At 69.9% G+C, this 22,406-nt stretch carries 24 protein-coding genes; 12 read left to right on the forward strand and 12 right to left on the reverse strand.

All coding sequences use genetic code 11. The features are described from left to right. The first annotated feature begins 460 nt into the window (after window positions 1-460). The 4 genes from ACSIH6_RS32875 (at window position 461) to ACSIH6_RS32890 (ending at window position 5,195) form a co-directional block, all read left to right on the forward strand. Window positions 461-1,138, forward strand: coding sequence for a GntR family transcriptional regulator (locus ACSIH6_RS32875; RefSeq protein WP_017562859.1), 678 nt, complete (start codon window positions 461-463; stop codon window positions 1,136-1,138). 580 nt (window positions 1,139-1,718) lie between these two features. Continuing rightward, complete coding sequence (gene pdhA, locus ACSIH6_RS32880; protein ID WP_435112242.1) at window positions 1,719-2,828, forward strand: pyruvate dehydrogenase (acetyl-transferring) E1 component subunit alpha; 1,110 nt, start codon at window positions 1,719-1,721, stop codon at window positions 2,826-2,828. Window positions 2,829-2,841: 13 nt separating this feature from the next. Next, window positions 2,842-3,855: an alpha-ketoacid dehydrogenase subunit beta gene (locus ACSIH6_RS32885; protein ID WP_435112243.1), complete on the forward strand. Its 1,014-nt coding sequence runs from the start codon at window positions 2,842-2,844 to the stop codon at window positions 3,853-3,855. 14 nt (window positions 3,856-3,869) lie between these two features. Then, window positions 3,870-5,195: a dihydrolipoamide acetyltransferase family protein gene (locus ACSIH6_RS32890; protein ID WP_435112244.1), complete on the forward strand. Its 1,326-nt coding sequence runs from the start codon at window positions 3,870-3,872 to the stop codon at window positions 5,193-5,195. Window positions 5,196-5,486: 291 nt separating this feature from the next. On the opposite strand, the gene ACSIH6_RS32895 is transcribed toward ACSIH6_RS32890, so the two are convergent. The 3 genes from ACSIH6_RS32895 to ACSIH6_RS32905 form a co-directional block, all read right to left on the reverse strand. Beyond that, on the reverse strand, window positions 5,487-5,894 hold the full coding sequence (locus ACSIH6_RS32895) for a hypothetical protein (RefSeq protein ID WP_435112245.1): 408 nt from the start codon (window positions 5,892-5,894) through the stop codon (window positions 5,487-5,489). Further along, on the reverse strand, window positions 5,891-6,298 hold the full coding sequence (locus tag ACSIH6_RS32900) for an ATP-binding protein (RefSeq protein ID WP_435112246.1): 408 nt from the start codon (window positions 6,296-6,298) through the stop codon (window positions 5,891-5,893). The genes ACSIH6_RS32895 and ACSIH6_RS32900 overlap by 4 nt, the downstream gene beginning before the upstream one ends. A 166-nt stretch (window positions 6,299-6,464) precedes the next feature. After that, on the reverse strand, window positions 6,465-7,292 hold the full coding sequence (locus ACSIH6_RS32905) for a helix-turn-helix domain-containing protein (RefSeq protein ID WP_435112247.1): 828 nt from the start codon (window positions 7,290-7,292) through the stop codon (window positions 6,465-6,467). Between the two features lie 229 nt (window positions 7,293-7,521). Between ACSIH6_RS32905 and ACSIH6_RS32910 the strand changes: the two genes are divergently transcribed. The 7 genes from ACSIH6_RS32910 to ACSIH6_RS32940 all read left to right on the forward strand — a co-directional run bounded on the left by ACSIH6_RS32910 (window position 7,522) and on the right by ACSIH6_RS32940 (window position 14,166). Beyond that, window positions 7,522-8,409 carry a helix-turn-helix domain-containing protein gene (locus ACSIH6_RS32910; RefSeq protein WP_435112248.1) on the forward strand — a complete coding sequence of 296 codons (888 nt, stop codon included), beginning with the start codon at window positions 7,522-7,524 and terminating at the stop codon, window positions 8,407-8,409. A gap of 1 nt (window position 8,410) precedes the next feature. Beyond that, window positions 8,411-8,596, forward strand: a complete 186-nt coding sequence (locus ACSIH6_RS32915; protein WP_435112249.1) for a DUF397 domain-containing protein — start codon at window positions 8,411-8,413, stop codon at window positions 8,594-8,596. Then, complete coding sequence (locus ACSIH6_RS32920) at window positions 8,596-8,847, forward strand: DUF397 domain-containing protein (RefSeq protein WP_435112250.1); 252 nt, start codon at window positions 8,596-8,598, stop codon at window positions 8,845-8,847. Before ACSIH6_RS32915 ends, ACSIH6_RS32920 begins: the two co-directional genes overlap by 1 nt. A 66-nt stretch (window positions 8,848-8,913) precedes the next feature. Continuing rightward, window positions 8,914-11,007: an MSCRAMM family adhesin gene (locus tag ACSIH6_RS32925; RefSeq protein ID WP_435112251.1), complete on the forward strand. Its 2,094-nt coding sequence runs from the start codon at window positions 8,914-8,916 to the stop codon at window positions 11,005-11,007. Continuing rightward, window positions 11,004-11,510 (forward strand): hypothetical protein, encoded by a 507-nt coding sequence (locus ACSIH6_RS32930; RefSeq protein WP_435112252.1) that lies wholly within the window; start codon window positions 11,004-11,006, stop codon window positions 11,508-11,510. The genes ACSIH6_RS32925 and ACSIH6_RS32930 overlap by 4 nt, the downstream gene beginning before the upstream one ends. 158 nt (window positions 11,511-11,668) lie before the next feature. Further along, a complete protein-coding gene (locus tag ACSIH6_RS32935) occupies window positions 11,669-13,111 on the forward strand; it encodes a DUF6177 family protein (RefSeq protein ID WP_435112253.1) in 1,443 nt (480 codons plus the stop codon). Window positions 13,112-13,386: 275 nt separating this feature from the next. Next, the gene (locus tag ACSIH6_RS32940) at window positions 13,387-14,166 is read left to right on the forward strand and encodes a cupin domain-containing protein (RefSeq protein ID WP_435112254.1); all 780 of its coding nucleotides are present in this window, start codon (window positions 13,387-13,389) and stop codon (window positions 14,164-14,166) included. A 127-nt stretch (window positions 14,167-14,293) separates the two neighbouring features. On the opposite strand, the gene ACSIH6_RS32945 is transcribed toward ACSIH6_RS32940, so the two are convergent. The 9 genes from ACSIH6_RS32945 to ACSIH6_RS32985 form a co-directional block, all read right to left on the reverse strand. Further along, window positions 14,294-14,752 carry an SRPBCC family protein gene (locus tag ACSIH6_RS32945; RefSeq protein WP_435112255.1) on the reverse strand — a complete coding sequence of 153 codons (459 nt, stop codon included), beginning with the start codon at window positions 14,750-14,752 and terminating at the stop codon, window positions 14,294-14,296. Continuing rightward, on the reverse strand, window positions 14,686-14,991 hold the full coding sequence (locus ACSIH6_RS32950; RefSeq protein ID WP_435112256.1) for an NAD(P)H-binding protein: 306 nt from the start codon (window positions 14,989-14,991) through the stop codon (window positions 14,686-14,688). Before ACSIH6_RS32950 ends, ACSIH6_RS32945 begins: the two co-directional genes overlap by 67 nt. Window positions 14,992-15,020: 29 nt before the next feature. After that, the gene (locus tag ACSIH6_RS32955; protein WP_435112257.1) at window positions 15,021-15,698 is read right to left on the reverse strand and encodes a hypothetical protein; all 678 of its coding nucleotides are present in this window, start codon (window positions 15,696-15,698) and stop codon (window positions 15,021-15,023) included. Window positions 15,699-16,357: 659 nt separating this feature from the next. Beyond that, window positions 16,358-17,005, reverse strand: a complete 648-nt coding sequence (locus ACSIH6_RS32960) for an endonuclease (RefSeq protein WP_435112258.1) — start codon at window positions 17,003-17,005, stop codon at window positions 16,358-16,360. A gap of 125 nt (window positions 17,006-17,130) precedes the next feature. Continuing rightward, window positions 17,131-17,529, reverse strand: coding sequence for a VOC family protein (locus ACSIH6_RS32965; protein ID WP_435112259.1), 399 nt, complete (start codon window positions 17,527-17,529; stop codon window positions 17,131-17,133). Next, complete coding sequence (locus ACSIH6_RS32970; RefSeq protein ID WP_435112260.1) at window positions 17,526-18,320, reverse strand: triose-phosphate isomerase; 795 nt, start codon at window positions 18,318-18,320, stop codon at window positions 17,526-17,528. Before ACSIH6_RS32970 ends, ACSIH6_RS32965 begins: the two co-directional genes overlap by 4 nt. Next, complete coding sequence (locus ACSIH6_RS32975) at window positions 18,287-18,748, reverse strand: ribose-5-phosphate isomerase (protein WP_435112261.1); 462 nt, start codon at window positions 18,746-18,748, stop codon at window positions 18,287-18,289. The genes ACSIH6_RS32970 and ACSIH6_RS32975 overlap by 34 nt, the downstream gene beginning before the upstream one ends. Beyond that, entirely contained in the window at window positions 18,748-20,469 is a 1,722-nt protein-coding gene (locus ACSIH6_RS32980) for a dihydroxyacetone kinase family protein (RefSeq protein ID WP_435112262.1), read from the reverse strand. Before ACSIH6_RS32980 ends, ACSIH6_RS32975 begins: the two co-directional genes overlap by 1 nt. Further along, window positions 20,466-21,488, reverse strand: a complete 1,023-nt coding sequence (locus ACSIH6_RS32985; RefSeq protein WP_435112263.1) for a sugar phosphate isomerase/epimerase family protein — start codon at window positions 21,486-21,488, stop codon at window positions 20,466-20,468. The genes ACSIH6_RS32980 and ACSIH6_RS32985 overlap by 4 nt, the downstream gene beginning before the upstream one ends. Window positions 21,489-21,606: 118 nt before the next feature. Here ACSIH6_RS32985 and ACSIH6_RS32990 point away from each other — a divergent pair. Then, a partial coding sequence (locus ACSIH6_RS32990; RefSeq protein ID WP_435112264.1) for a GntR family transcriptional regulator occupies window positions 21,607-22,406 on the forward strand: 800 nt, incomplete at its 3' end.

Below are 22,406 nucleotides of genomic sequence, written 5' to 3' on the forward strand. Positions count from 1 at the left end.
TCGGGCTGGTTCACTACGTCGTGATCGGCCTCTGAGCAGGATCGGCGTCCAAGGAATAAGGGGGTCGACAGTGGCGTCTACAGTGCGCCGGGCGCTCGGCCCGGTTCAGGTCGGCGCAGGTCAGGGCACCTCATCGAACTCCTCGTCGTTACGTGCGTCACGCTCCGTGCAGCTTTGTGTGAATATTGCCGACAGATGAGCCTACCCGGACAGTTCCCCCCGTCGGTGGTGTGGTGGCACACGTATGTCCGCCACCACCTCGGACTTTGCCCCACGCCCCGGCACTGGTCGACGACGGTTCACCGCCATGCGACCTGTTCGTGAGCCTTCTGTTAGCGGTTCGAGGCCTGCTGTCCGGTTGACCCGCGGGTGTGTGGCACTCTTCAAGAAGCTTGTACGACGCTGAGTGAGCCGGTCCGCGCACGGGCCGTGTGCTGGACGTGGAACGGAAGGGCCCTGGATGGTCGACCTGCCTCAGCTGCCGGATGATCCCTCGAAGCTGGCCCGCGAGCCGCTCAGGGAGCAGATCCGGCAGGTACTGGTCGAGGGCCTGTTGTCCGGTCGCTGGCAGCCCGGCGAGCGGATCGTGGAACGCCGCGTCGCCACGGAGCTGAGGGTGAGCCAGGCGCCGGTGCGCGAGGCGCTGCGCGAGCTGGAGACCCTGCGCCTGATCGAGACCGTGCCCAACAAGGGCGCCCGGGTGCGGGCCTTCGGGGTCCAGGACATGGCGGAGATCTACCCCGTGCGCGCCGGGCTGGAGCTGGTCGCGGCGCAGCTGGCCGCGCCCCGGCTGGCCGCCGACCCCTCCCCCCTGGAGCGGGAGGTGGAGGCGCTCCAACGGGCGACCGCACAGGGCGACGTGTCCGAGCAGATCCGGCACAGCGTGGAGTTCCACCGCGAGGTGGTGCGCGCCGCCGACAACAGCGTGCTGCTGCACACCTGGGAATCGCTGGGCGTGGAGGTGTGGACCGCGCTGTCGGTGCGCTGGCTGAACATGGAGCTGCACGCCAAGGCCGCCGACCACGCCCAGATCACGCGCGCCTTCATCGAGGGGGACCCCTCAGTGGGGCAGATGCTCAGCGACCACGTGCTCAACTACGTGGAGGCGGCGCTGAAGTCCCACGAGAGCGCCCGCTGACCCCTGGGCCCCGCCCCCGCCCCGCGACGGCCCGTCCGACCGTCCGGTCCGCACGTCAACCGCCCCGTCCCGGACCGCCCGGCCTCCGACAGCGGCCCCGCCGATTCCTCCCGGCCCGCGAGGACACGGTGACCTGCCCCGTCACTCCGAAACCGGACGTTCTGACATAGAGTTGTATTGATCGATCATCGATCAGACCGTAGAGTGTGCGCGACACACGTCACACACGAGCGGGCCCCTCCCGGGCAAGCGGAGTCGTTCATCCGGCCGGTGGACGAACCCGTGCGACCGACACCGCCGCGCCGGACCACGGACGCATATGCGGGTGCAGACCGGGAAGCAATGCGGCAGGGGTTCTGCGGACAACTGCACACGAGACCCCACCAGCGCTTCGTGTCCGGGGGAGGGCGAGCCACCCTCCCCCGGGACGCGCCCCGCAACAGCCACAGAGCGCCGCCACCGCATGAGCCGGGTGGCTGCGCACGCCACGGTCGCACCCGACAGCGCGGCCACGGCGGGCCTGGTACCCCGGTCCACAGACCCGGGGCCCCAGGCCTTCTCGTACGTAGAAAGGCACACCATGGCTGACACGGCCAAGCCGAAGGGCCGCACCGCCAGGTCCTCAGGGACCCGGCGGCGTACCACCCGCAAGGACACCTCCCCCGGCCTCGCCGACGAGAAGCCCGACACCCTTCTCGACTACTACCGCCAGATGCTGTTCGTCCGGCGGTTCGAGGAGCGCACGGCCCAGGCCTACACCCAGGCCAGGATCGGCGGCTACTGTCACCTCAACCTCGGCGAGGAGGCCACGGTCGTCGGCCTGATGACCGCCCTCCAGGAGCGCGACTACCTGTTCACGAACTACCGTGACCACGGGTACGCCATCGGCAAGGGCATGGACCCCAAGCGGGTCATGGCCGAGCTCTACGGGCGCGTCGACGGCGTGTCCAAGGGCTGGGGCGGCTCGATGCACATGTACGACACCGAGACCCGCATGCTCGGCGGCTACGGCATCGTCGGCGGGCAGCTGCCGCTGGCCGCCGGTGCCGCGCTGGCCGTCTCCTACCGGGGCGGCGACGAGGTCGTCATGTGCCAGATGGGCGACGGCACCACCAACATCGGCGCCTGGCACGAGACCCTCAACATCGCCAAGCTGTGGAACCTGCCGATCGTCTTCGTGGTGATCAACAACTTCACCGGCATGGGCACCACGGTCGACATGTCCTCCGCCGAGCCCGACCTGTACAAGCGCGGCGCCGCCTTCCGCATCGAGGGCGAGCGCGTGGACGGCCGCGACGTGCTCGCGGTCCGCGACACCGCGTCCAGGCTCATCGAGCGCGCCCGCGAGGAGCAGACCCCGTTCCTGCTGGAGGCGTGGAGCTACCGGATGAAGGGCCACTCCGTGGTCGACCCGGCCAAGTACCGCACCGACGAGCAGAAGGACGAGGCCCGGTCGGAGGAGAACGACCCGATCGCCCTGTTCGACGCCAGGCTCGCCGAGGAGGGCGTCCTCACCGACGAGCTGCGCGAGGAGATCACCGCCTCCGTCAAGGCCGAGGTCACCGAGGCCGCGGAGTTCGCCGAGAACAGCCCGCACCCGGAGGTCTCCACGCTCTTCGACTACACCTACGCCACCCCGGTGCCCAACGAGTCCACCCGCATGCCCGCCGACCCGGTGTTCGCGGAGTAGGGAAGGAACCCACATGTCTGTGATCACTTACCGCCAGGCTCTGCGGGACACCCTTCGCGCGGAGATGGTCCGCGACGAGAACGTCCTCGTCCTGGGCGAGGAGATCGGTGTCTTCGAGGGCTCCTACAAGATCACCGAGGGCCTGCTCAAGGAGTTCGGCCCCCGCAGGGTCAAGGACACCCCGATCGCCGAGGAGGGCTTCGTCGGCGCGGCCGTCGGCGCGGCCATGCTGGGCCTGCGCCCGGTCGTCGAGCTGATGACGATCAACTTCTCGCTGATCGCCATCGACCAGATCATCAACCACGCCGCCAAGATCTACGGCATGTTCGGCGGTCAGACGAGCGTGCCCATGGTCATCCGCACGCCCGGCGGCGGCGGCCAGCAGCTCGGTGCCACGCACTCGCAGAACATCGAGCTGTTCTACTCGTTCATCCCCGGCCTGAAGGTGCTCGCTCCCAGCACCCCGGCCGAGGCCTCGCAGATGCTGCGCGCGGCCATCCGCGACGACGACCCGGTCCTGTTCCTGGAGAACCTGGGCCTGTACAACTCCAAGGGCGAGGTCCCCGACGACTACGCCGAGCCGGAGAACGACAACGTCGCCACGATCGGCCGCGCCAAGGTCACCCGCGAGGGCAGCGACATCACCCTCATCGGCTACTCCCGGATGGCCATGGTCGCGACCCAGGTCGCCGAGAAGCTGGCCGAGGAGGACATCGACGTCGAGGTCGTCGACCTGCGCAGCCTGCGCCCGCTGGACCGCCAGACCTTCGTGGACTCGGTCAAGAAGACCGGCGCCGCGGTGATCTGCGAGGACGACTGGCTGACCTACGGGATCGGCGCGGAGATCGCCGCCTCGATCCAGGAGGGCGCCTTCGACTACCTCGACGCCCCGGTCCGCCGGGTGGCGATGGCCGAGGTGCCCATGCCCTACGCCAAGCCGCTGGAGACGGCGGCCCTGCCGTCGGTCGAGTCGATCAGCACCGCCATCAAGGAGACCCTGAGCGCCGTCGGCAAACGGGTCGGGTAGAGGGAGTTTCAAGCATGAGCGAGATCCAGATGCCGCGCCTCTCCGACACCATGGAGGAAGGCGTCATCAGCACGTGGGTCAAGAACGTGGGCGACAAGGTCGCCTCCGGTGACGTCCTGGTCGAGATCGAGACCGACAAGGCCGTCATGGAGTACGAGGCCTACGAGGACGGCTACCTGGTCAAGCAGTCCGTCTCCGAGGGCGAGACGGTGCCGATCGGCGCGGTCATCGGCGTGATCGGCGACTCCCCGGACGCGGTGCCCGAGGACTCCGGCGACGGCGGTTCGGAGCCCGAGGCCGAGCCCGAGCCCGCCAAGGAGGAGCAGAGCGAGAAGGCGGAGGAGATCCAGGAGGCCGCCGAGGGCACGGAGGAGGAGGCGGAGGAGTCCGAGGAATCCGCCCCGGCCTCCGGCGACGAGGCCGCGCGCCCGCGCACCTCCCCGCTGGCCCGGCGTCTGGCCAGGGAGTACGGCCTGGACATCAACAGGATCCAGGGGTCGGGCCCCAAGGGCCGGATCGTGCGCGCCGACATCGAGGCCGCCCGGGAAGGCGGTGCCGCCGAGCAGGCCGCACCCGCCGCGCAGGCCAAGAAGGAGGAGGCCAAGCCCTCCGCCGAGCGGGCCGCGTCCGCCCCGGCCTTCGACGACGGCCGCGCCTCCGAGGAGCTCAAGGTCAGCAACGTGCGCAAGGTGATCGCGCGCCGCCTGACCGAGAGCAAGCAGACGGTGCCGCACTTCTACCTGCGCCGCACGATCGACGCCGAGGCGCTCAAGGCCTTCCGCGCGCAGATCAACGAGCAGCTGTCCAGCACGGGCGTGAAGGTCAGCTTCAACGACCTGATCGTCAAGGCCAGCGCGACGGCGCTGAAGCTGCACCCGGCGGTGAACACCTCGTGGGTGGACGACAAGCTGCTCCAGCACCACCGGGTCAACGTGGGTGTGGCCGTGGCCGTGGACGCCGGACTCGTGGTGCCGGTGCTGCACGACACGGACAAGGCGACGCTGTCGGAGATCTCCACGCGCACGCGCGAGCTGGCGGGCAAGGCCCGTGACGGCAAGCTCAAGCCGCAGGAGATGAGCGGCGGCACGTTCAGCGTGTCCAACCTGGGCATGTTCGGCGTGGACAGCTTCTCCGCGGTGATCAACCCGCCGGAGGCGGCCATCCTCGCGGTCGGCGCGATGCGCCAGGAGCCGGTGGTCGTGGACGGCGAGGTCGTCGTGCGCAACCGGATCTCCCTGGAGCTGTCGGTGGACCACCGCGCGGTGGACGGTGCCGTGGGCGCCGCGTTCCTCAAGGACCTCGCGGAGATCCTCGAGGAGCCGATGCGGATCATCCTGTAGCGTCTGGCGCTCGGCACACGCGACGCCCCGGCCGGGAACGGCCGGGGCGTCCGTCGTTCCCGGACCCGCGCGTCCGGGCGGGCACGGCGGGTTCTGTCCACAGGCTGTGGACAAGTGGACGCGGAGACATGCCGACGAGTCGACACGGCGACGAATCGACAGGGTGACAGAGTGACAGGGCGGCGCCCGCACCGCTCCGACACCGGCGGCCCCTGCGTGGCGGCCACCGCCGTCCACAGGCTGTGGACAGCCGGACGGGCGAGCGAACGGACGAACGGGCAAGAGGACACGTCACCAGGGCGACGTGGCGAGGACCTGGCCGAGGAAGGTTCCGCCCGCGACGGCCGCGCCGTAGGACAGCACCCGCCAGCCGGACCACCGGGACCTCTCGCGCAGGGGCCTCCGGTGACGGCGGTGGCGTCCGCCCTCGGCGGGTTCGGTTCCCTCCTCCAGAACGCCTGGCCGGGACGAGACCCGGTTCCGCTGGACGCGGCGCTCCTCGGCCACCCTCATCCAGTGGGGCAGGACCCCGTGTTCGAGCCGGTAGGCGACCCGTGGACTGTCCCGCATCTGGTCGAGGAGCCGCTGCTCCCTGGTGAGCGGGGTGGGCTCGGAGGTGTGCGAGGGGCGGGAGAAGCGACGGCCCCGGGGTGCGCCGAGCACCTCCCGCATGCGCGGGTTCACGGTGACGGCGGTCATCGGAGAGCCCCGCTCGTGGTGGGGATGGGGAACTCGGCCCACACAGCCGTTCCCAGGTCGGCGCAGAAGGGGAAGGGGACGACCGGGTAGGTGCCCCAGGCCTGCGCGAGGTTGTCGACGATGAGGAGTCCGCGCCCGCGTTCGGCGGACATCCACTCCGTTTCAGTGCGCTGTTCGGGGATGTGCGGCGCGGTCTCCCGTGCGCCGTCGTCCACCAGGACCAGGCGCAGGGATCCGGGGCGGGGGATGAACAGCGAGCGGAGCACCCGGCCTCCGGGTTCTCCGGAACGGGTGTGCTCGACGGTGTTCGCGGCGGCCTCGCTGGCGCACAGGACCACCGTCTCGACCAGGTCGGCGTCGAACCCGGCCAGATCGGCGCGCACGTCGGCTCGGACGGCGGACATCCGGGAGAGGGTGCCAGGGTAGATCCGGGCCTTCCACCGGGGTTCGGTGGGTACCGCCTGCGGCACAATGGACATGTCGACAGCTCGCTTTCTCGATGTTGTGTGGATGTCGGCCTGCTCTGGGGGTGTTAGGTGCACCCGCCAGAGCTTTTTCGTTCGTCCGCCCTCAGCGGGCTGCGTGCTGGGCGGCGGGGCCGCCGAGCGGTGTGGACGGGTCGCTGTCGGACCGACCTGCCGTGATGGCCCTGCGTGCGGGAGTCGTGTCGAACGCGGCCGCGATGTCGGTGAGCAGGTCCAGGGAGTCCGCCGTCGGAAGTGCGGCGCCGCGCAGGTCCTCGAACAGGTCGCTGAACGCCTGGACGTCGCCGGGCTCGGTGATGAGCTGGCCGTCTCCGCAGGGAGCCATGACGTGGGCGACGGTGTAGGAGGGGCCCAGCGACAGCAGGCGGAAGGGGCCCATGGGGCAGGGGTGTTCGCGTGCTTCCCGGGGGATGACCTGGAAGCGCAGACCGCTGTCGCGAACAGAGCTACGGAGCCGCCTCAGCTGCTCGCGCATCACCTCCCGGCCGCCGACCTCAGTGCGCAGAGCTGTCTCGTTGACGACCACGCGCAGGCCGTCGCTCCTGTTCCACCCGCTCCTCCTGCCACGTCCGTGGTCCCGGCCCAGAGCGGTGGAGTAGTCGTGGGTCTGGAGTGACGCGGGAATGAGACCGGGGTGGAACTCGCGGACGGTGCCCGCGCCGGAGTCGAGCCCGTGCGGGGGCGCTCCGGACGCGAGGTGGATGTTGATGGTCGCTCGGGCCCAGGCGTTCACCAGGCGGCCCCTCGCTCCAGTCCTCCCGTCCAGGTAGTTCGCGGTGGAGCGGAACGGGACGGTGGCGCCGGACTCGACGCGGCGCAGCTCGTCGGCGCTCAGCGCCTCGCGCATGGCGAGGTCCTCATGGGAAAGTCCCGCTGCCAACCGCAACTGCTCGACCCGCCTGCCGAACTGCACCCATTCAAGGTTGGGACCACTCGACAGTTCTTCCTGAGCAGCACCCGGACCTCGTGGTCCCACAACCATGACGCCTCCTGAAGTAGTAACGGACGGCGGTCAAGCCGTCACCCTTGAAGGCATCATGCCTCACGATCATGCTCTGTGCAATAATTTCATCAAGAAATAAATTCATAGGAGCAGAGCACTGGCCTCACCAGGTGAGGTGACACGTGGGACACTGAGGCAGTTGCCCGAAGGGATGCATGTGAACGAGCCGGATCCCCAGCCTTCCGTCCGTCAGCGCTGGTTGGGTGAACTCCTCATGGAGTTGCGCCTGGAAGCCGGACACAGGTCCCTGGCTTCCGCCGCCAAAGCCCTCAAACGTTCGGCCCCCTCGATCAGCCGTTTGGAAAACGGACTGGTCACTCTCCCTGTCCGAGACTTCCCGCCGATCCTCGACGGCTACGGCGTCACAACGACACAGACACGGGAGCGCATCCTGGCGATAGCCAGTGAGATCCAACAGGAGCGCCGCGGCTGGTGGGTCGAGTACGCCGATGGGCTGGCGCCCAGCTACGTCGACCTGGTGCGGCTGGAGTCGACAGCGCTCACCGCGAGATGCTGGGAACTCCAGTACATCCCCGGGCTCCTTCAGACGCGGGAGTACGCGGTCAACCTGGGGATGGCGCTCAACCAGCACAAGAACCGCGAGCAGCTGGAGCAGTTCGTGGACGTCCGAATGAACCGGCAGAGTGTTCTGTCGCGCGAGAACGGACCTCTCAGTCTCCATACGGTGCTCTACGAGGCGATCCTGCGACAGCCAGTCGGCGACCCGGCCGCCTTCGCCCGACAGCTCCGGCACCTGCTGGCCAAAGCCGAAACGTCCAACATCACCATCCAGGTGCTGCGTCAGCCGTGCAGCCCACATGCCGCGATGACCGGCTCTTTCACCTTGCTGGACTTGCCAAGCCTGACTGTCGCCCAAGTCGAGCTCATGGCAAGCACCGTTTATGTTGAAAACGAGCCAGATGTCGCCTGCTACCAACAGGCGTGGAATGTCCTTCTAGCTCAGGCGCTGAGTCCTGAGGAGTCTCAGCACCTCATCGAGCAGGCGATCGAAGACTTGGGAGCATGACATGTTGACGGGCCAGGGGTGGCGCAAGAGCAGCTACAGCGGGCCTCAGGGGTGTGTCCGAGCCCGCCGCCCCGAACAGAACGTCGTGGAGCTGGGCGACACCACACAGCTCCAAGGACCCACTCTCTCGGTGTCGAACCCCGAATGGGCCCGTTTCCTCTCGTACGTGAAGGAGAGCGACGTCTGATGCCCCTGTGCGAGTGGCGAAAAAGCTCCTACAGCGCGGGGCAGAGCGCCTGCGTAGAGGTCGCTCGTGTCCCCACTGCGTTCTTCCGCAAGTCCTCTCACAGCGCTAACGCCCAGGCGTGCGTAGAGGTGGCGGACACACTGGCCCTCCACGCGGTCCGTGACTCCAAGACGCCGGAGCAAGCGCCCCTCATGTTCGACCGCACCGAGTGGCACGCCTTCATCAGAGGCACCAAGGACACCCGCCGCTAACCGCAGAAGCAGCAGTCCCCGCCCGCTGACGTCCAGCGGACGGGGACTGTGTCGTTCGCGGGAACGATGACCGGTTCCGGACACATCGCGGGCAACGCCGAGGGCACCACCCAGCCGGGTGCCGACGAGATGGTCTACGGCCTCGACGAACCGCTGGAGAACGCGGCCACCCCCTGGGGCACACCGCAGGGCACCGACCACTTCTGGACCGTGGACGCCGCCTGGGCGGCCTGGGACGTGGTGCGGGGCAGCGTCGAGGACGTGGGCGGCGCCGTCGGTGCCTACGGTGAACCGGGATGGTTCACCGGTGACTGGGGGGACAACTTCAACGCCTACTGGGGCGACGTCCTCGCTGGCGCGGGAGCGGCGGCCGGGGTCTGGAACCCCGAGACCCAGGACTGGACGGGCAGCTTCGGAGAGGGCTTCCAGGTCAGCATGGACGCCGGGCTCGGTGTCATCCACGGCTTCTTCCCCTGGACCGAGTTGGAGGAGCGCCCCGGATACGTGTGGGGCACGCTGGGCACCAACGTGGCCTTCATCGTGGGCGGCGTCGCGTTGTCCATGACGGGCGCGGGGGCCGTGGTGGGCGTTCCGATGGCGGTCTCCCGTTTCACCCGCATCTTCGGTGGCATCGGAAGCGGGGAGGGCGTACCTGGGGGAGGCGAGGGCTCCGGCGGGACTGACGGAACTGACGGCAGCGGCAACGGTGGCAACCGCCCCCGGGCCGAGGGCACCAACCCACAGAGCCCGCAGGCCCCGGACGAGGACGGTGTCAGCGCCGACGACCACTACGACTCCTCCGGCATCGGAGGGATGAACGACTCCCTCGCCGAGCTGGAGAACAGCCAGAACCAGGGACCACCCACCACTCCTAGCGAAGATCCAGCTCCCACACCGACGCCTGAGCGTTCCCCTGAGCCGAGTCACCAGCCTGATGCCGAGAACCCGGCTCCCTCCCTGGAGAGTGACACCGGCGCGGACGCTCCCGAGCAGCGTCCCGAGCGGGGTGAGCAGCGAGACCCGACCGCACAGGAGGTCGACGAGGCCTTCGCCGAGCTCGCGAGGAACAATGACGACCTCGCGAACGAAACGGACTCCGTCGATGACGGTCGCGCACCGGTCTTCAGTGACGACGACCTCTGGGCGATGAGCCCTCTGGAGGACTCCGGCTCCAACGGCGGCGGGGGAGACGACTCGCGGGTTCTGGTCGCCTCCAACGGCGCGGAGCTGCGCGCTGACGGCACGTTCGACAACAGCGCCGACTCTCCCGGCCAGGGAGCACAGGACGACAGCGACCCGGTCACCGTCCACGAGGATCAGAGACCAGTCACCGGGGATTCACGCTCCGGAGGTCCGCCCGAGCCTCCTGGACCGCCCGGCCCTTCGGGTCCCAGCCTGCCCGATCCTCCGGAAGAGGAAATTCCCGACACACAATACACGGATGACTCTCAGAATCTGGAGCACAGCAGCGAAGAGACAGATCCAGATATTCTAAATTCGAGACCAGGCAATGGCTACTACCTGAATACGGGCGAGCTTGTCAATGTAGGCTACAGAGACGCGTCGGGAGCCTATATTGACGAATTCGGAGAAAGGTTCATCGACGTCCCCCAATCCCCCGAATCCGCCGACACATACCGGCGAGTAGTTAATTCACCAGAATCGACACAAGCGATTCACCAAAACACCGGCTATGACCTGGACATCCTCAACCAGGTCAGAGAACACCTCTTCCTGAGGGAACACGCGAATGTCGTGACTCCACCAACCGGAGAAACTCTGGACGGAAGATTTGCCCCAGTAAATCACGTAGCCGAGTTCTGGGAACTCGCGGAATCCGGTGACATCAATCTCCCCGAAAAAAGCGAAGAGGCGGACAAGTTTCACCGCCTACTAATACACGAATACGTGGAAAGCCGTCTCATGGAAGCCGGAATGCCTTACAGGGCATACGGGCCCGAGATGTGGGACGAAGGCGTATACTTCCCCAACCCCGACCAACACGGAGCTCATGACATTGCCCCCCTTGAGCACAATCAGGATATCTTCATCGTCTGGAGGCGGTACGGCATACCAGAACCTGATTTCGAAATCGCAGATGACCTCTCGAACATCGATGCTATCGTAGACATCGTCATTGATTTTAAAGGACTAAAATGAGCAACTCTGCACACGAACTAGCCGAACGCCTGTCACGCGTCGACTGGCGAGGAAACTTCGACCACACTCGCTCCAGGGTCGCCTTGATGAAGGAGTACTTTCGACGATCCGCCCTGTGGTCACACCATCTCAACACCAAGGAATGGCCATTTTTTGACTCCGCAAAGATCATAAATCCAAACGTGCGCGCCAGCAAAGAAACCATTTCAATGGTTACAGAAAACAAGGACCTCCTTCAGAATTTCTCCCTAGTGAAGGACACCTGCATCTGGGCACTGCACTTCAGTGCTTTGCGCGACGCAGGAGAAGAGCTTCCTGGCATCCCAGACATGTTCAGCCCGCTCATCATATTCTACGAGCGAGGTGGCGGCTTCGGGGTTGACACGACCAGACTGATCCAGATAGACGACGCCGCCATGGGTCGGGGATCCGCACTCAAGTATCGAGAGAAAGATCCCCAGACCTCGCTTGATTCAGCCGCGTTGGACCTCTTGGACCAGTAGGTCGACACGCCGCGAAAAGGAGACGGGCACCGAAAAATAACAACTGCATTCCCGGAGATAATAATCCTTTTCCCACCCATACGATGTGGAAACACTACGAGATGGAACATCCAGCAAGATGCTCGACGTGACCGACCTGCTTTGACCTGAGGACTCCCATGACACACGACGTGGTCGCCCTTCTGGAGCATGCCCCCACCATGCGCGGCCTCACCCGGGCGCTGGTCCAGGCCGGGCCCGACCTGCGCGTGCGCTCGATCGCCGAGGGAGCTGTCATCCAGCTCCGCGACGGGTCCGGGCGACTGGTCGCCGCCGTCCAGGCCGCGCAGAAGCTCGCCTCCCCGAGCGAGGCAGACAGGCTGCTCGCCCACGGCATCGGCGACGCCCTGCCCGCCCAGCCCTACTGGGTGGAGGCCCTGGCTGCGGAGACCGGCCCCGGCGAAGCCGACACCGCCGGGATGGTGCGTCGCTTCGCAGATTCCCTCGTCTCACAGTTCGGCGGCGTCGTGTGGCAACCCCCCTCATCCCTGCGGCGTGACGACCCTCTCCTGGTCGGGGCGACCGACCATCCGGCCGTCACCCTGACCACCGACCGGGTCGCCCTGGCGGTACAGGACCGTCCGGTGGTGCCGATGTCCACGTGGCTGGGCGACGCCATCACCACTCACACCCGTGAAGGGCGGGGCTTCCAGCTGGTGACCCCCTCCAGCTCACGGCTGACCCACGTCCTGCGCTCGTCCCTGGCTCACTCGATGACCAGGTGGGTGGTGCGCACTTCCGACGGCGCCTACCACGACGGATTCTCCGGCCTGCCCCTCACCTGGCACGAGGAGTGGGGCTTCGTCCGTGATCCGTCAGCGGACACAGCCGGTCATGTGCCCCGGGACGAGGCTTCGGGCACGCACCTGCTGGTGGACCTGGCTCTGCTCCACCCTGCGGAGGAGAACCTGCTTCTGGGCGGCGCGGCGGAACTGCTGTCTCAGACCCTGGCCGGGGCCGTGCCAGCCCTGTGGGGCACCAGCGAACCGACACCGCTGTCCTGGGACACCGCCGGCCTGACCGCGGTGGCACGCAGGCGCGCGCCCAACGCCTCGTGGTTCGTCCTCAACGGTCCGCCGCCGCAGATGTGCGGCAACCCCTTCACCGGCACTTCCTTCACCGGAACGCTTCGCGTCACCCGGGTTCCGGACGGAGTACGGGAGCACGTCACCCTCGCGATCGGACATCCGCCGAGCGCGGAACCGGACCTGACCGTGCTGCCCGGTCTGGTCGAAGAACTGGCCGCCCGGGGAGACCTCCAGACGATCAGCGTGCGCAGGCGCTCCGGACGCCCGGACCTCACGTACGAGTCCGGCTCGACGGACGCGGCGATTCAGGTCGGGCTGGGTATCGGAGCGGAGGCGGTGGCCTCCGTCGGCATCGACCATGCCCTGTCCGCGCCCGTGGAGGGTGTGCCGTTCGGCCCGCCGCTGACCCCGGCCGTCTGGTACCCGATCGGGGACGGCACCGCCCCCGAGGACCGCAGACGCTCACGTGAGCTCATGGAGCACCTCCGCCCGGGAGCCCCCGCTCAGGGCGCTCACACCCGTGAGGTGGGCTGACCGCCTCCGGCCCGGCCAGGCCCATGACAAAGCCCCGGGCGCGTGGGACAGAGGCGGCACCGGGGCGTTCTCCGCAAAGATAGCCTCTCCGCATGCCTGGTGTCGATGACGACGTTGACCTCGTGTGCGGCCGAGTACATCGACCCCAGCACGAACCTCACCACCGAGTCCACATCGGGGTCGACCGCGGACCTGTGATACTGCCTGTCCGCGCACCCCGTCCACAGCCTGTGGACAACGAGTCACCGCACCCGGACTGGTATACGGTCGGCCGCATGCCCCACGTGCTGCACATGACCGAACTCGAACGCTGGACCTCCGGCAGCGGCGACATCGAGGCCGACTCCCTGCGCACGCAGGGGTTCGTGCACGCCTCGCCGGACGAGTCCACGCTGCTGGCGGTGGCCAACGCGTTCTACACCGATGCCCCCGGGCATCTGGTCGCCCTCGTCGTGGACACCGACGCGGTCGGCCGCGAGGTGCGCTGGGAGGCGGCCGAGCCCGCCCCGCCCCCGGGCGTGGGTGGCGACGTCCTCTTCCCGCACGTCTACGGCCCCATTCCCCGCGAGTCCGTGACGGGCGCGCTCTACCTGCGCCGCGACCCCTCGGGCCGGTACACGGGCGCCGAGGAGCGGTCCGCCACGGCCGAGGCGCTGGACCTGCTGCCGCACCCCGAGGGCGGCTGGTACCGGCAGACGTGGCACAGCGGGGCCACCGTGCGCCCGGAGGGCTACCCGGGGCCGCGGCCCAGCGCCACCGGCATCCACTTCCTGCTCGGCCCCGGGGAGGAGTCGCGCTGGCACCGGGTGCGCTCGGACGAGGTGTGGGTGTTCAACCGGGGCGGGCCCCTGGTACTGGAGTACGGCGGCACGGGAGGGGCGCCCGACCCCGACGGACAGGTGACCCTGGGCACGGGGATCGAGCGGGGAGAACGCCTCCAGGCGGTGGTCCCGGCCGGTACCTGGCAGGCCGCCCGCCCGCTGGGCGGCGAGGAGGCACTGGTCAGCTGCTTCGTCTCCCCCGGCTTCGACTTCGCCGACTTCGAGTCGCTCTGACCTCAACCGACCCTCTCTCGTCGGTCTGGGCGCCCGCTGGGTGGCCCGTGCGATCGCGACCGAGCCCCTTGACGTGCGGAACCGCCCCGGACGCGTGTCCGGGGCGGTTCCGCACGTCCACGGGGCCTCAGCGGGACGTGGACCCGTTCCGCAGGTACTCCCTGGCGTTGTGCAGTTCCCGGGGTACGTCCCGGGCCAGCCACCGGCCCACGGCCCGGTCCATGAGCCAGGACATCGGCGGTGAGAAGCGGAACTCCACCCTCCGGTGGACGAGTGTGCCCTCATCGACATCGCTGAAGTGGAAGAAGGCGTGGAACCGGACGAAGGAGTCCGTCCAGGACGGCAGACCCGACACATCGATCCGGTCGCCCGCGGCGTTGACCGCCACCCGCTGCGTGGTGACGGGACCGGGCAGGCCCATGAGCCTCGGCCGGAAACGGAAGACCACCTCGTCTCCGTCGCGTTCGACGCGGTAGACCTTGGCCAGCTTGTCGTCCACCTTCTGGTACTCGTGCAGGTTCAGTACGAACTCGATGATCTCGCGCGGGGACTGCTCCATGACCAACCGCGCCTCGCCGTACGCCATGTCCTTCTCCCTCCGTCTGCGCCCGGGGCCTTCCCGGGTCCGTGGTGGGGCGTCTCGAGGCGACCCGTCCGTCGGGGTCGGCCAGCAGCGACTCGGGCCGGACGCGGGCGTCGGGGAAGGCGGCCGGGGTCGCGGACGACCGCCTGCACTCGGTGTCCCGCTCGCCGGGCCTGTGCCACGACATGCCGTCCGGTGCCTCCGGTGGCACCGAACACGGTCACGTACAGGATTCGCCTCATCGTTTCCTCCCTCACCGCCTGAGGCGCGGTCAGACCGGTCGGCAGAGGATCGGCAGGGCCACCATGCCGTTGGCCTTGATCTGTTTGCGTACGAACCGGTGGAAGCTCGGCCGGGTGAGCTGGTTGACCATGAAGGACGCCGCTCCGCCGGGAAGCCGTGCGTAGTTGACGAAGGCGAAACGCTCGTTGTCGACCGACCTCAGCGGGGCGGAGTTGTCGATACCGGTCTTGGCGGTGTACCAGCCGGTCAGCCCCTCCCAGACACGGATCCCCGCTTCCTTGTCCCGGGCGGTGAAGTGGTTGAACAGATAGACACCCGTGGAAGGGCTCTCCGGATCGCCGACACGCGCGGGGTTGTCGGCGGACATGACCAGGTCCGCGCCCAACTGGTCGAACCGCGCGGAAGCGATGACGTCGTCGTTGTGCTCAGGGGAGGCGGTCTCCACGAGCATCATCACGTCGAAGCGGGGCGATCCCTTCAACGGCGGTATGAGCACCGCTTCGAAGACCCTGGTCCGGACGACGCCGTCGCGGGTTGACAGCCGCCGGGCCGCGGCCAGGCACTCCTCGATCGCGTCGTCGCGCTCGGAGCTGCTCCGGACCAGGGGCGCGTGAGGCGGGTCCACCGACAACCCGACGTAGACGAACCCCGAGGTCGAGGGGGAGCGGAACTTCGGTTTCGGATACCTGGCGCTTTCCGTGGACATGGCCAATGTCCTCTCCTGACTTCTCCTTGGACACCATAGTTCGTTTTCCCGAACTATACACAAGAGAAACGAAGGTCCACTTCCACCCGCATTCCACGGCTTCTCCAACCACTTTCCAGGGACCTGGACAAGGCTGGGGCAAGCATCAGCCGAAAGCCCGGGAAGGGACGCACGATGAACGACGCTCCCCTTGAGGACACCGTCTATGACGCCGTCATCGGCGGCGGCGGACCCGGAGGCGCGGCCTGCGCGATGAGCCCGGCACGGGCGGAGCGGTCCGTTCTGCTTCTGGAGAGGGCCGTATTCCCCCGGTTCCACGTCGGAGGGCCCCTGCTCACCTGCACAGCTGACGTGTTGGCACGCCTCGGTGTGCTGGACCGTGTCCTGGCTGGCGGGTTCGTCGTCAAACGGGGCGCGGAGCCGAGCGGACCGGAGGGCCACTCCTACCGCATCGCTTCGACGAGATCGGCGAGGGCTACCGCGGCTGGACCCTGCAAGTGGAGCGGGCCGAGTTCGGCCAGATCCTCCTCGACGCCGCGGCGGCCGAGGGCGCCAAGGTGGTGGGGACGGTGGTCCCCGTGGACGTCATGCGCCAGGGCAGGGCTGAGGAGGTCTTCGAGGAATACCTGGCCCGCATTCCGCCTCCTCCCCCGTACCGCTCACCCGACCCTCTCGCGGACCCGGCTGGCGAGGTCCCCGTCGCGCGCGATCCGGGCGAGCCCGGCCGCCAGGCGCACGACGTCGTCGCCCTCCACGAGTCTGGCGAGCTTGTCCCCGTCCTCCGGCAGGCCGACCTTCTTGGCTCCGCCCAGCACGTACTTGTCGGTGTAGGGCCGCAGCCAGGGCCACACCGCCTGGACCTCGCGGCAGAACATCACGGCGCCCGTCGGCCCGATGCCGGAGAACTCCTGGACCATCGACTCCACCCGGCTCGCCCGGTGCTCGGAGCGCTCCCCGAGCCTGCGCAGGTCGCCCTGGTACTCCTCGCGCACCCGGTCGACGCACTCGCCGAGCCGGGTGGCGGTGCTCTCGTCGTAGCGCACGTAGTGCCCGCGCCCCAGCGCGTCCACGCGGTCCTGCCAGCTGAGCGAGGCCATCCCGTCGGGGGTCGTGCCGCCCGCCTCGTTGAGCTCCCTGGCGGCGGCGATCGCGATCCGCGCCGAGATGCGCGCGGACAGCAGGTTCACCAGCACCAGCAGCCGCCACAGCGCGGAGGGTCTGTCCGCCATCCGGATCCCGGCCTCGGCGGCGAGGGTCGTCCCCGCCTCGTCCACCACGGCGCGGGCGACGTCGGCGTTCCTGGCCATCTCCCGGTCCCCTTCCAGGTGTGGTCGGATGCGTCCTGGTACAGGACTGATACCCGGCCGGGGGGCGCTGACGCGGCCCACCGGCCCGCGGCCCGTCCGTACGGCCGTCCCGGGAAGCGCCGGATTCAGGCGCGCGGCCGGACCAGTTCGACGCGCAGCCCGCTCGGGGCCGTCGTGAGGAAGCACGCGTCACAGCCCCGTCCGCCCGCGAAGACCGGGGCGGGATCACCGAGGCGGCCGAGCGTCGCGGACAGGGAGGCCGCCCGGAAGGCGACGTGGTGCAGACCCTCCCCGTGGGCGTCGAGGAAGTCGTGCACGGCGTTGCGGCGCACCGGTTGGACGAGCTGCACGTACTGGTCCCTCCCCGCGAGGAGGTAGGCCAGCCGCGACCCCGGTTCCTCGGCCACCTCGTCGTGGACGAGGGGGAGCCCGAGGGTCCGCGTCCACCAGGGCAGCGCGGCGTCGACGTCCCACACGGCGTAGGCGACGTGGTCCAGCCGGTCCCCGTCGGAGAGCGCGCTCACGCTCCCGCCCCGGCGCGCCGCCGCCCGGTCTCCAGCAGCGCGAGGTAGCCCTCGACCTCCCACGCGGCCCGGCCCACGAAGAGGCCGTCCACTCCGGGGACCCCGAGCAGTTCGTCGGCGTTGTCCGGCGACACCGACCCGCCGTACAGCACGCCCGCGACGCGTCCGCCCCACTCGGCGGCCAGCGCCTCGTGGGCGGGCGCGATCTCCTCGGGGCGCGGCGCGCGTCCGCGCTCCCCGATCGCCCACACCGGCTCGTAGGCGACGAGGGCCCGCTCCGCGCCGTCCACCCCCTCCAGGGCCGCCGCCACCTGCCGGAGCACGTGGTCCCCGGAACCGCCGCGCGCGAACACCTCCGCGCTCTCGCCGCAGCAGAGCAGGGGCGTCAGCCCGTGCCGGAGTGCCGCCTCCGCCTTGAGGCGCACGGTGTGGTCCGTCTCGCCGAAGTGCTCGCGCCGTTCGGAGTGGCCGATCTCGACGATCCGGGCACCGGCGTCGGCCGCCTGCGGGACGGAGATCTCCCCCGTCCACGCGCCCGCGTCCTCCCAGTGGGCGTTCTGCACACCCGTCATGACGGGGCCCTCCGCGCCGAGGACCTCCGTCACCTCGGCCAGGGCGGTCGCCGGCGGGATGACGAACGGCCGTACGCCGGGCACGCCACCGCCGACCTCCGAGCGCAGCCGCCGCGCGTACGCGACGGACTGCGCCCGTGTCTTGTTCATCTTGAAACTGGTGCCGATCCAGATCGCGGCGCGTGTCACCGGCCCTCCGCCGTCGGCTCGTACGCGCACAGCGCGTCCACCTTCGCCGCGGACGGCGAGGAGGTGTCGAAGGTGTAGGTCAGCCACTCGCGCACGAGCCTGCGGGCCAGTTCCAGGCCGATGACGCGCTGGCCGAGGCAGAGCACCTGGGCGTTGTTGGACAGGACGGAGCGCTCGACGGAGAACGAGTCGTGCGCCGTGACCGCGCGGACCCCGGGGACCTTGTTCGCGGCGATGGCCACGCCCAGTCCGGTACCGCACACGAGCACCGCCCGGTCGGCCCCTCCGTCCGCGACGCGGCGCGCCGCCTCGACCGCCACGTGCGGGTAGTCGGTGTCCTGGCCGGAGACCACACCGACGTCGACGACCTCGGCCACCTCCCCGTGGGCCGCGAGGTCGGCCTTGAGGGCCTCCTTGTAGTCGAATCCCGCGCTGTCCGAACCGACGACGATACGCATCAGCTGTCCTCCTTGCGGATGTGGGCCGCGAGGGCCGTGAGAATGAGGGAGAGGGAGACGGCCCCCGGGTCGGGGGTGTCGATGCTGTTGGCGCCGTGGGCCCGCGCCCGTCCCCGCAGGGCCGGGATCGAGGCGGTCGCGTCGGCGGCCCGCCGCGCGGCGTCGGCGGCGTCGGCCCACGCGTCGGCCAGGCCGTGCTCGGCGAGCGCCTCCTCCAGGCGGTCCGCGAAGGGGACGGCGGCGTCCACGAGGGTCTTGTCCCCAGGCCGGGCCCCGCCCAGACGCGACACGGCGTCCACCGCGGCCCGGGCGGCGGCCGCGGCCAGCACGCGGTCGGCTCCGCCGGTGTCGCCCAGCACCGAACCGCAGGCCGTCAGCGCCGCCCCCCAGAGCGCGCCGGACGTTCCGCCCGCCCGCTCCGACCAGGCGGCCCCGGCCCGGGCCAGGACCGAGCGGGCACCCGCTCCGAGGGCGACGGCCCGTTCCGCCTCCGCGAACGCGGCCTCGGCGCCGCGCCGCATACCGATGCCATGGTCACCGTCCCCGGCGACCGCGTCGAGTTCGCCGAGCCGCTGCTCATGGGCCGCCACGGTGTCGCGGACGGTCCGCAGGGCTCCGGCGATCCGCGCGCCGAGCGCCCGCGAGGCCCCGTCCGCTCCGGCGATAGGGGACGGAAGGTGCGCGGTGCCGGGGTCGTCGGCCCTGGGCGGGCGGGGGGCGACGTACCCGCGGCGGAAGGCCGGTGTGGCCGTCGGGGCGGTCCACAGCGCCTCCAGTTCGGCGTCCAGGAAGGTCAGCGTGAGCGACAGGCCCGCCATGCCGAGGCTGGTGATCTGCTCGCCGACCACCGGGGCGACCGACGTGAGCCCCTCGGCGGCCAGCCTCTGGGCGACGCGGCGGTGGACGACGTACAGCTCCTCGTACTTGGTGGCGCCGAGGCCGTTCAGGACCAGGGCGACCCGGTCGGACCCGCCCGCGGCGTCGGCGCGCTCGGCGAGCACGCCGTCCACCAGCAGGTCGGCGACCTCGTCGGCGGTCGGCAGCGGGCGCTGCTCGATGCCGGGCTCACCGTGGATGCCCAGGCCCACGCCCATCCGACCGGCGTCCACGGTGAAGAGGGGCCGGTCGGCGCCCGGAAGGGTACAGCCGTCGAAGGCCAGGCCCAGGGAGCGGGTGGCGGCGTTGGCCCGCAGCCCCGCGCGCTCGACCCCGTCCAGGTCGTAGCCCTCCTCCGCGGCCGCGCCCAGGACCTTGAGCACGGGCAGGTCCCCGGCGATACCCCTGCGCAGTCCCCTGTCCCGCGCGGGGGCGGAGGCGACGTCGTCGGTGACGGTGACGACGCGCACGTCGACGCCCTCGGCGCGCAGCCGCTCGGCCGCCAGCCCGAAGTGGAGCACGTCGCCGGCGTAGTTGCCGAAGCCGAAGACCACCCCGCCGCCGTTCTCGGCCGCGCGCGCCACCGAGCGGATCTGGGACGCGGAGGGCGAGGAGAAGACGTTGCCGCACGCGACGCCGTGCGCGAACCCCGGGCCGAGCCATCCGGCGAAGGCGGGGTAGTGCCCGGTGCCGCCGCCCAGGACTGTGGCGACCTGGCCGCGCGGGGTGGCACTCGCCCGCACCACTCCCCCGTGGACGGCGCGCACATCGTCGGGGTGAGCGGCGACGAACCCGGCGAGGGCCTCGTCGGCGAAGTCCTGGGGGTCGTTGACCAGCAGGGTCACGGCCTCTCCTTCCGGTCGTCGTCGGCGGTGGCGGCGGCGGCGGTGGCGGTGGCGGTGGCGGTGGCGGTGGCGGTGGCGGTGGCGGGGAGCTTGACGGCGAGGACGCGGCGCAGGTAGTCGCGGTTGCGCGCGCAGACGCCGAGGCCGTCCCCTCCGTAGTGCTCGGTGCAGATCGGCCCGTCGAAGCCCGCGACGAGGGCGAGTTCGAGGGCGCGCCGGTAGTCGATGACACCGCCCTCCAGCGGGGCGGGCACCGTGAAGTAGGCGCCTGTGGCCGGATCGAAGTCGCGATGGTAGTTCTTGACGTGCCAGTAGTTGGTGTACGGCAGCACCGGGCGGAGCAGCTCCTCCCAGTGCGGGACGGGCCGGTGCAGGCGGACCAGGTTGCCGATGTCGGGGTTGAGGCCGACGTTGGGGAGCCCGATGTCCTCGACCAGGCGCACGGCGCTCTCGGGGGTGCCGAGGTAGGTGTCCTCGTACATCTCCAGGGAGAGGCGCAGCCCGCCGCGCGCCGCGCGCTCGCCCGCGGCGCGCAGCCGCTCCACGGCCAGGGCCCAGGTGCGCTCGTCTCCCGGCGGGTCGGCCTCGCCGGGTTCGTGCCAGAACCACACGGCCCGCCGCTGGGCCCCGGTCAGGGGCCGGTGCAGGCCGGCGCAGACCACGGCGGTGCCCAGCTCGGCGGCGGCGTCGACGGTGCGCAGCAGGTAGGCGAGGTTGTCCTCGGCGACGGCGGGGTCGGGGTCGATCACACTGCGCCGGGTCACGGAGACCGCGGAGACGCCGAGCTCGTGGGACTTGAGGACCCGGGCCAGCTCCTCCAGGCGCGTCGGCGGGAGGTCTCCGGGGCGCAGCCAGCTGTCGGTGAGGTCGACGTGGGCGAACCCTTCGGCCGCGACCTCGTTCAGGACCGCGGACCACTCCGAGGGCGGGGCGTCCTGGACGGAGCCGCCGTCGCGCGTGACTCCGGCGAACTGGAGCAGGGCGGCGCCGATCGGCCAGTCCTGCGCGGTGTGGGGCATGGAACGTCTCCGGGGGTTCGGGCCTGGGAAGCCGTGCGGTCCGCCGCGCACCCGCGCGGCCCTGAGCCGTTCGCTTCGCAACCCGGCGTCAGATCGTAGACCCTATAGGATCTTTTCCATGGAGAACAGCCCCTCCTTCTCGGAGGCACTCCCCCGCGATAGGATCTCGGGCGAGATGAAGAGCAGAGAGAGCACCGCTGAGGCCCGGGGCGCCGCCGGTGCCGCGAGGCCGCGCGCCGAGGGCCCGGTCGTGGCACGCCGCGCCCTGCGCGACGGCGTGTACGACGCGATCCTGGAGAAGCTCCTCGACGGAACGGCGCCGCCCGGAAGCGCCCTGGGCATCGACTCGCTCGCACGCGAGCTGCGCGTGTCGCCCACGCCGGTGCGCGAGGCGCTCGTGCAGCTGGAGCACACCGGCCTGGTCTCCCGGGTGGCGCTCAAGGGTTACCGGGTCGCCCCTCCGCTCTCGGCCGAGCAGCTGCGCGAGCTCTTCGACATGCGCTCCATCCTGGAGACCGCCGCGGCCGAACGCGCGGCGGCGCACGCCGACGAGCTGGTGCCCGAGCTGCGCGTGGCCCACGCCCAGCACGTTCTCGCAGCCCACCGTGTACGACAGCGCCGCAGCTCCGACACGAGCCCTCCCGACTTCGCCGACCTGCGCGAGTACTTCGCCGCCGACTGGGAGTTCCACCTCACGATCATCCGGGCCGCGGACAACCGCTTCCTCACCCAGTCGGCCGAGTCGCTGAGCGCCCATGTCCACCGGCTCCGGCAGACGGCCGACCACGGGACGATGGACATGGAGCAGGCCATCGAGGAGCACTCCGCGATCCTCACGGCCGTCGAGTCCGGCGACCCGGAGCGGCTCCGGACCGCCATGCGCGACCACCTGGCGGCGGTGGCGCACCGGGTGTCGGC

Source organism: Nocardiopsis synnemataformans (assembly GCF_965343085.1).
Taxonomy (GTDB): domain Bacteria; phylum Actinomycetota; class Actinomycetes; order Streptosporangiales; family Streptosporangiaceae; genus Nocardiopsis; species Nocardiopsis alborubida.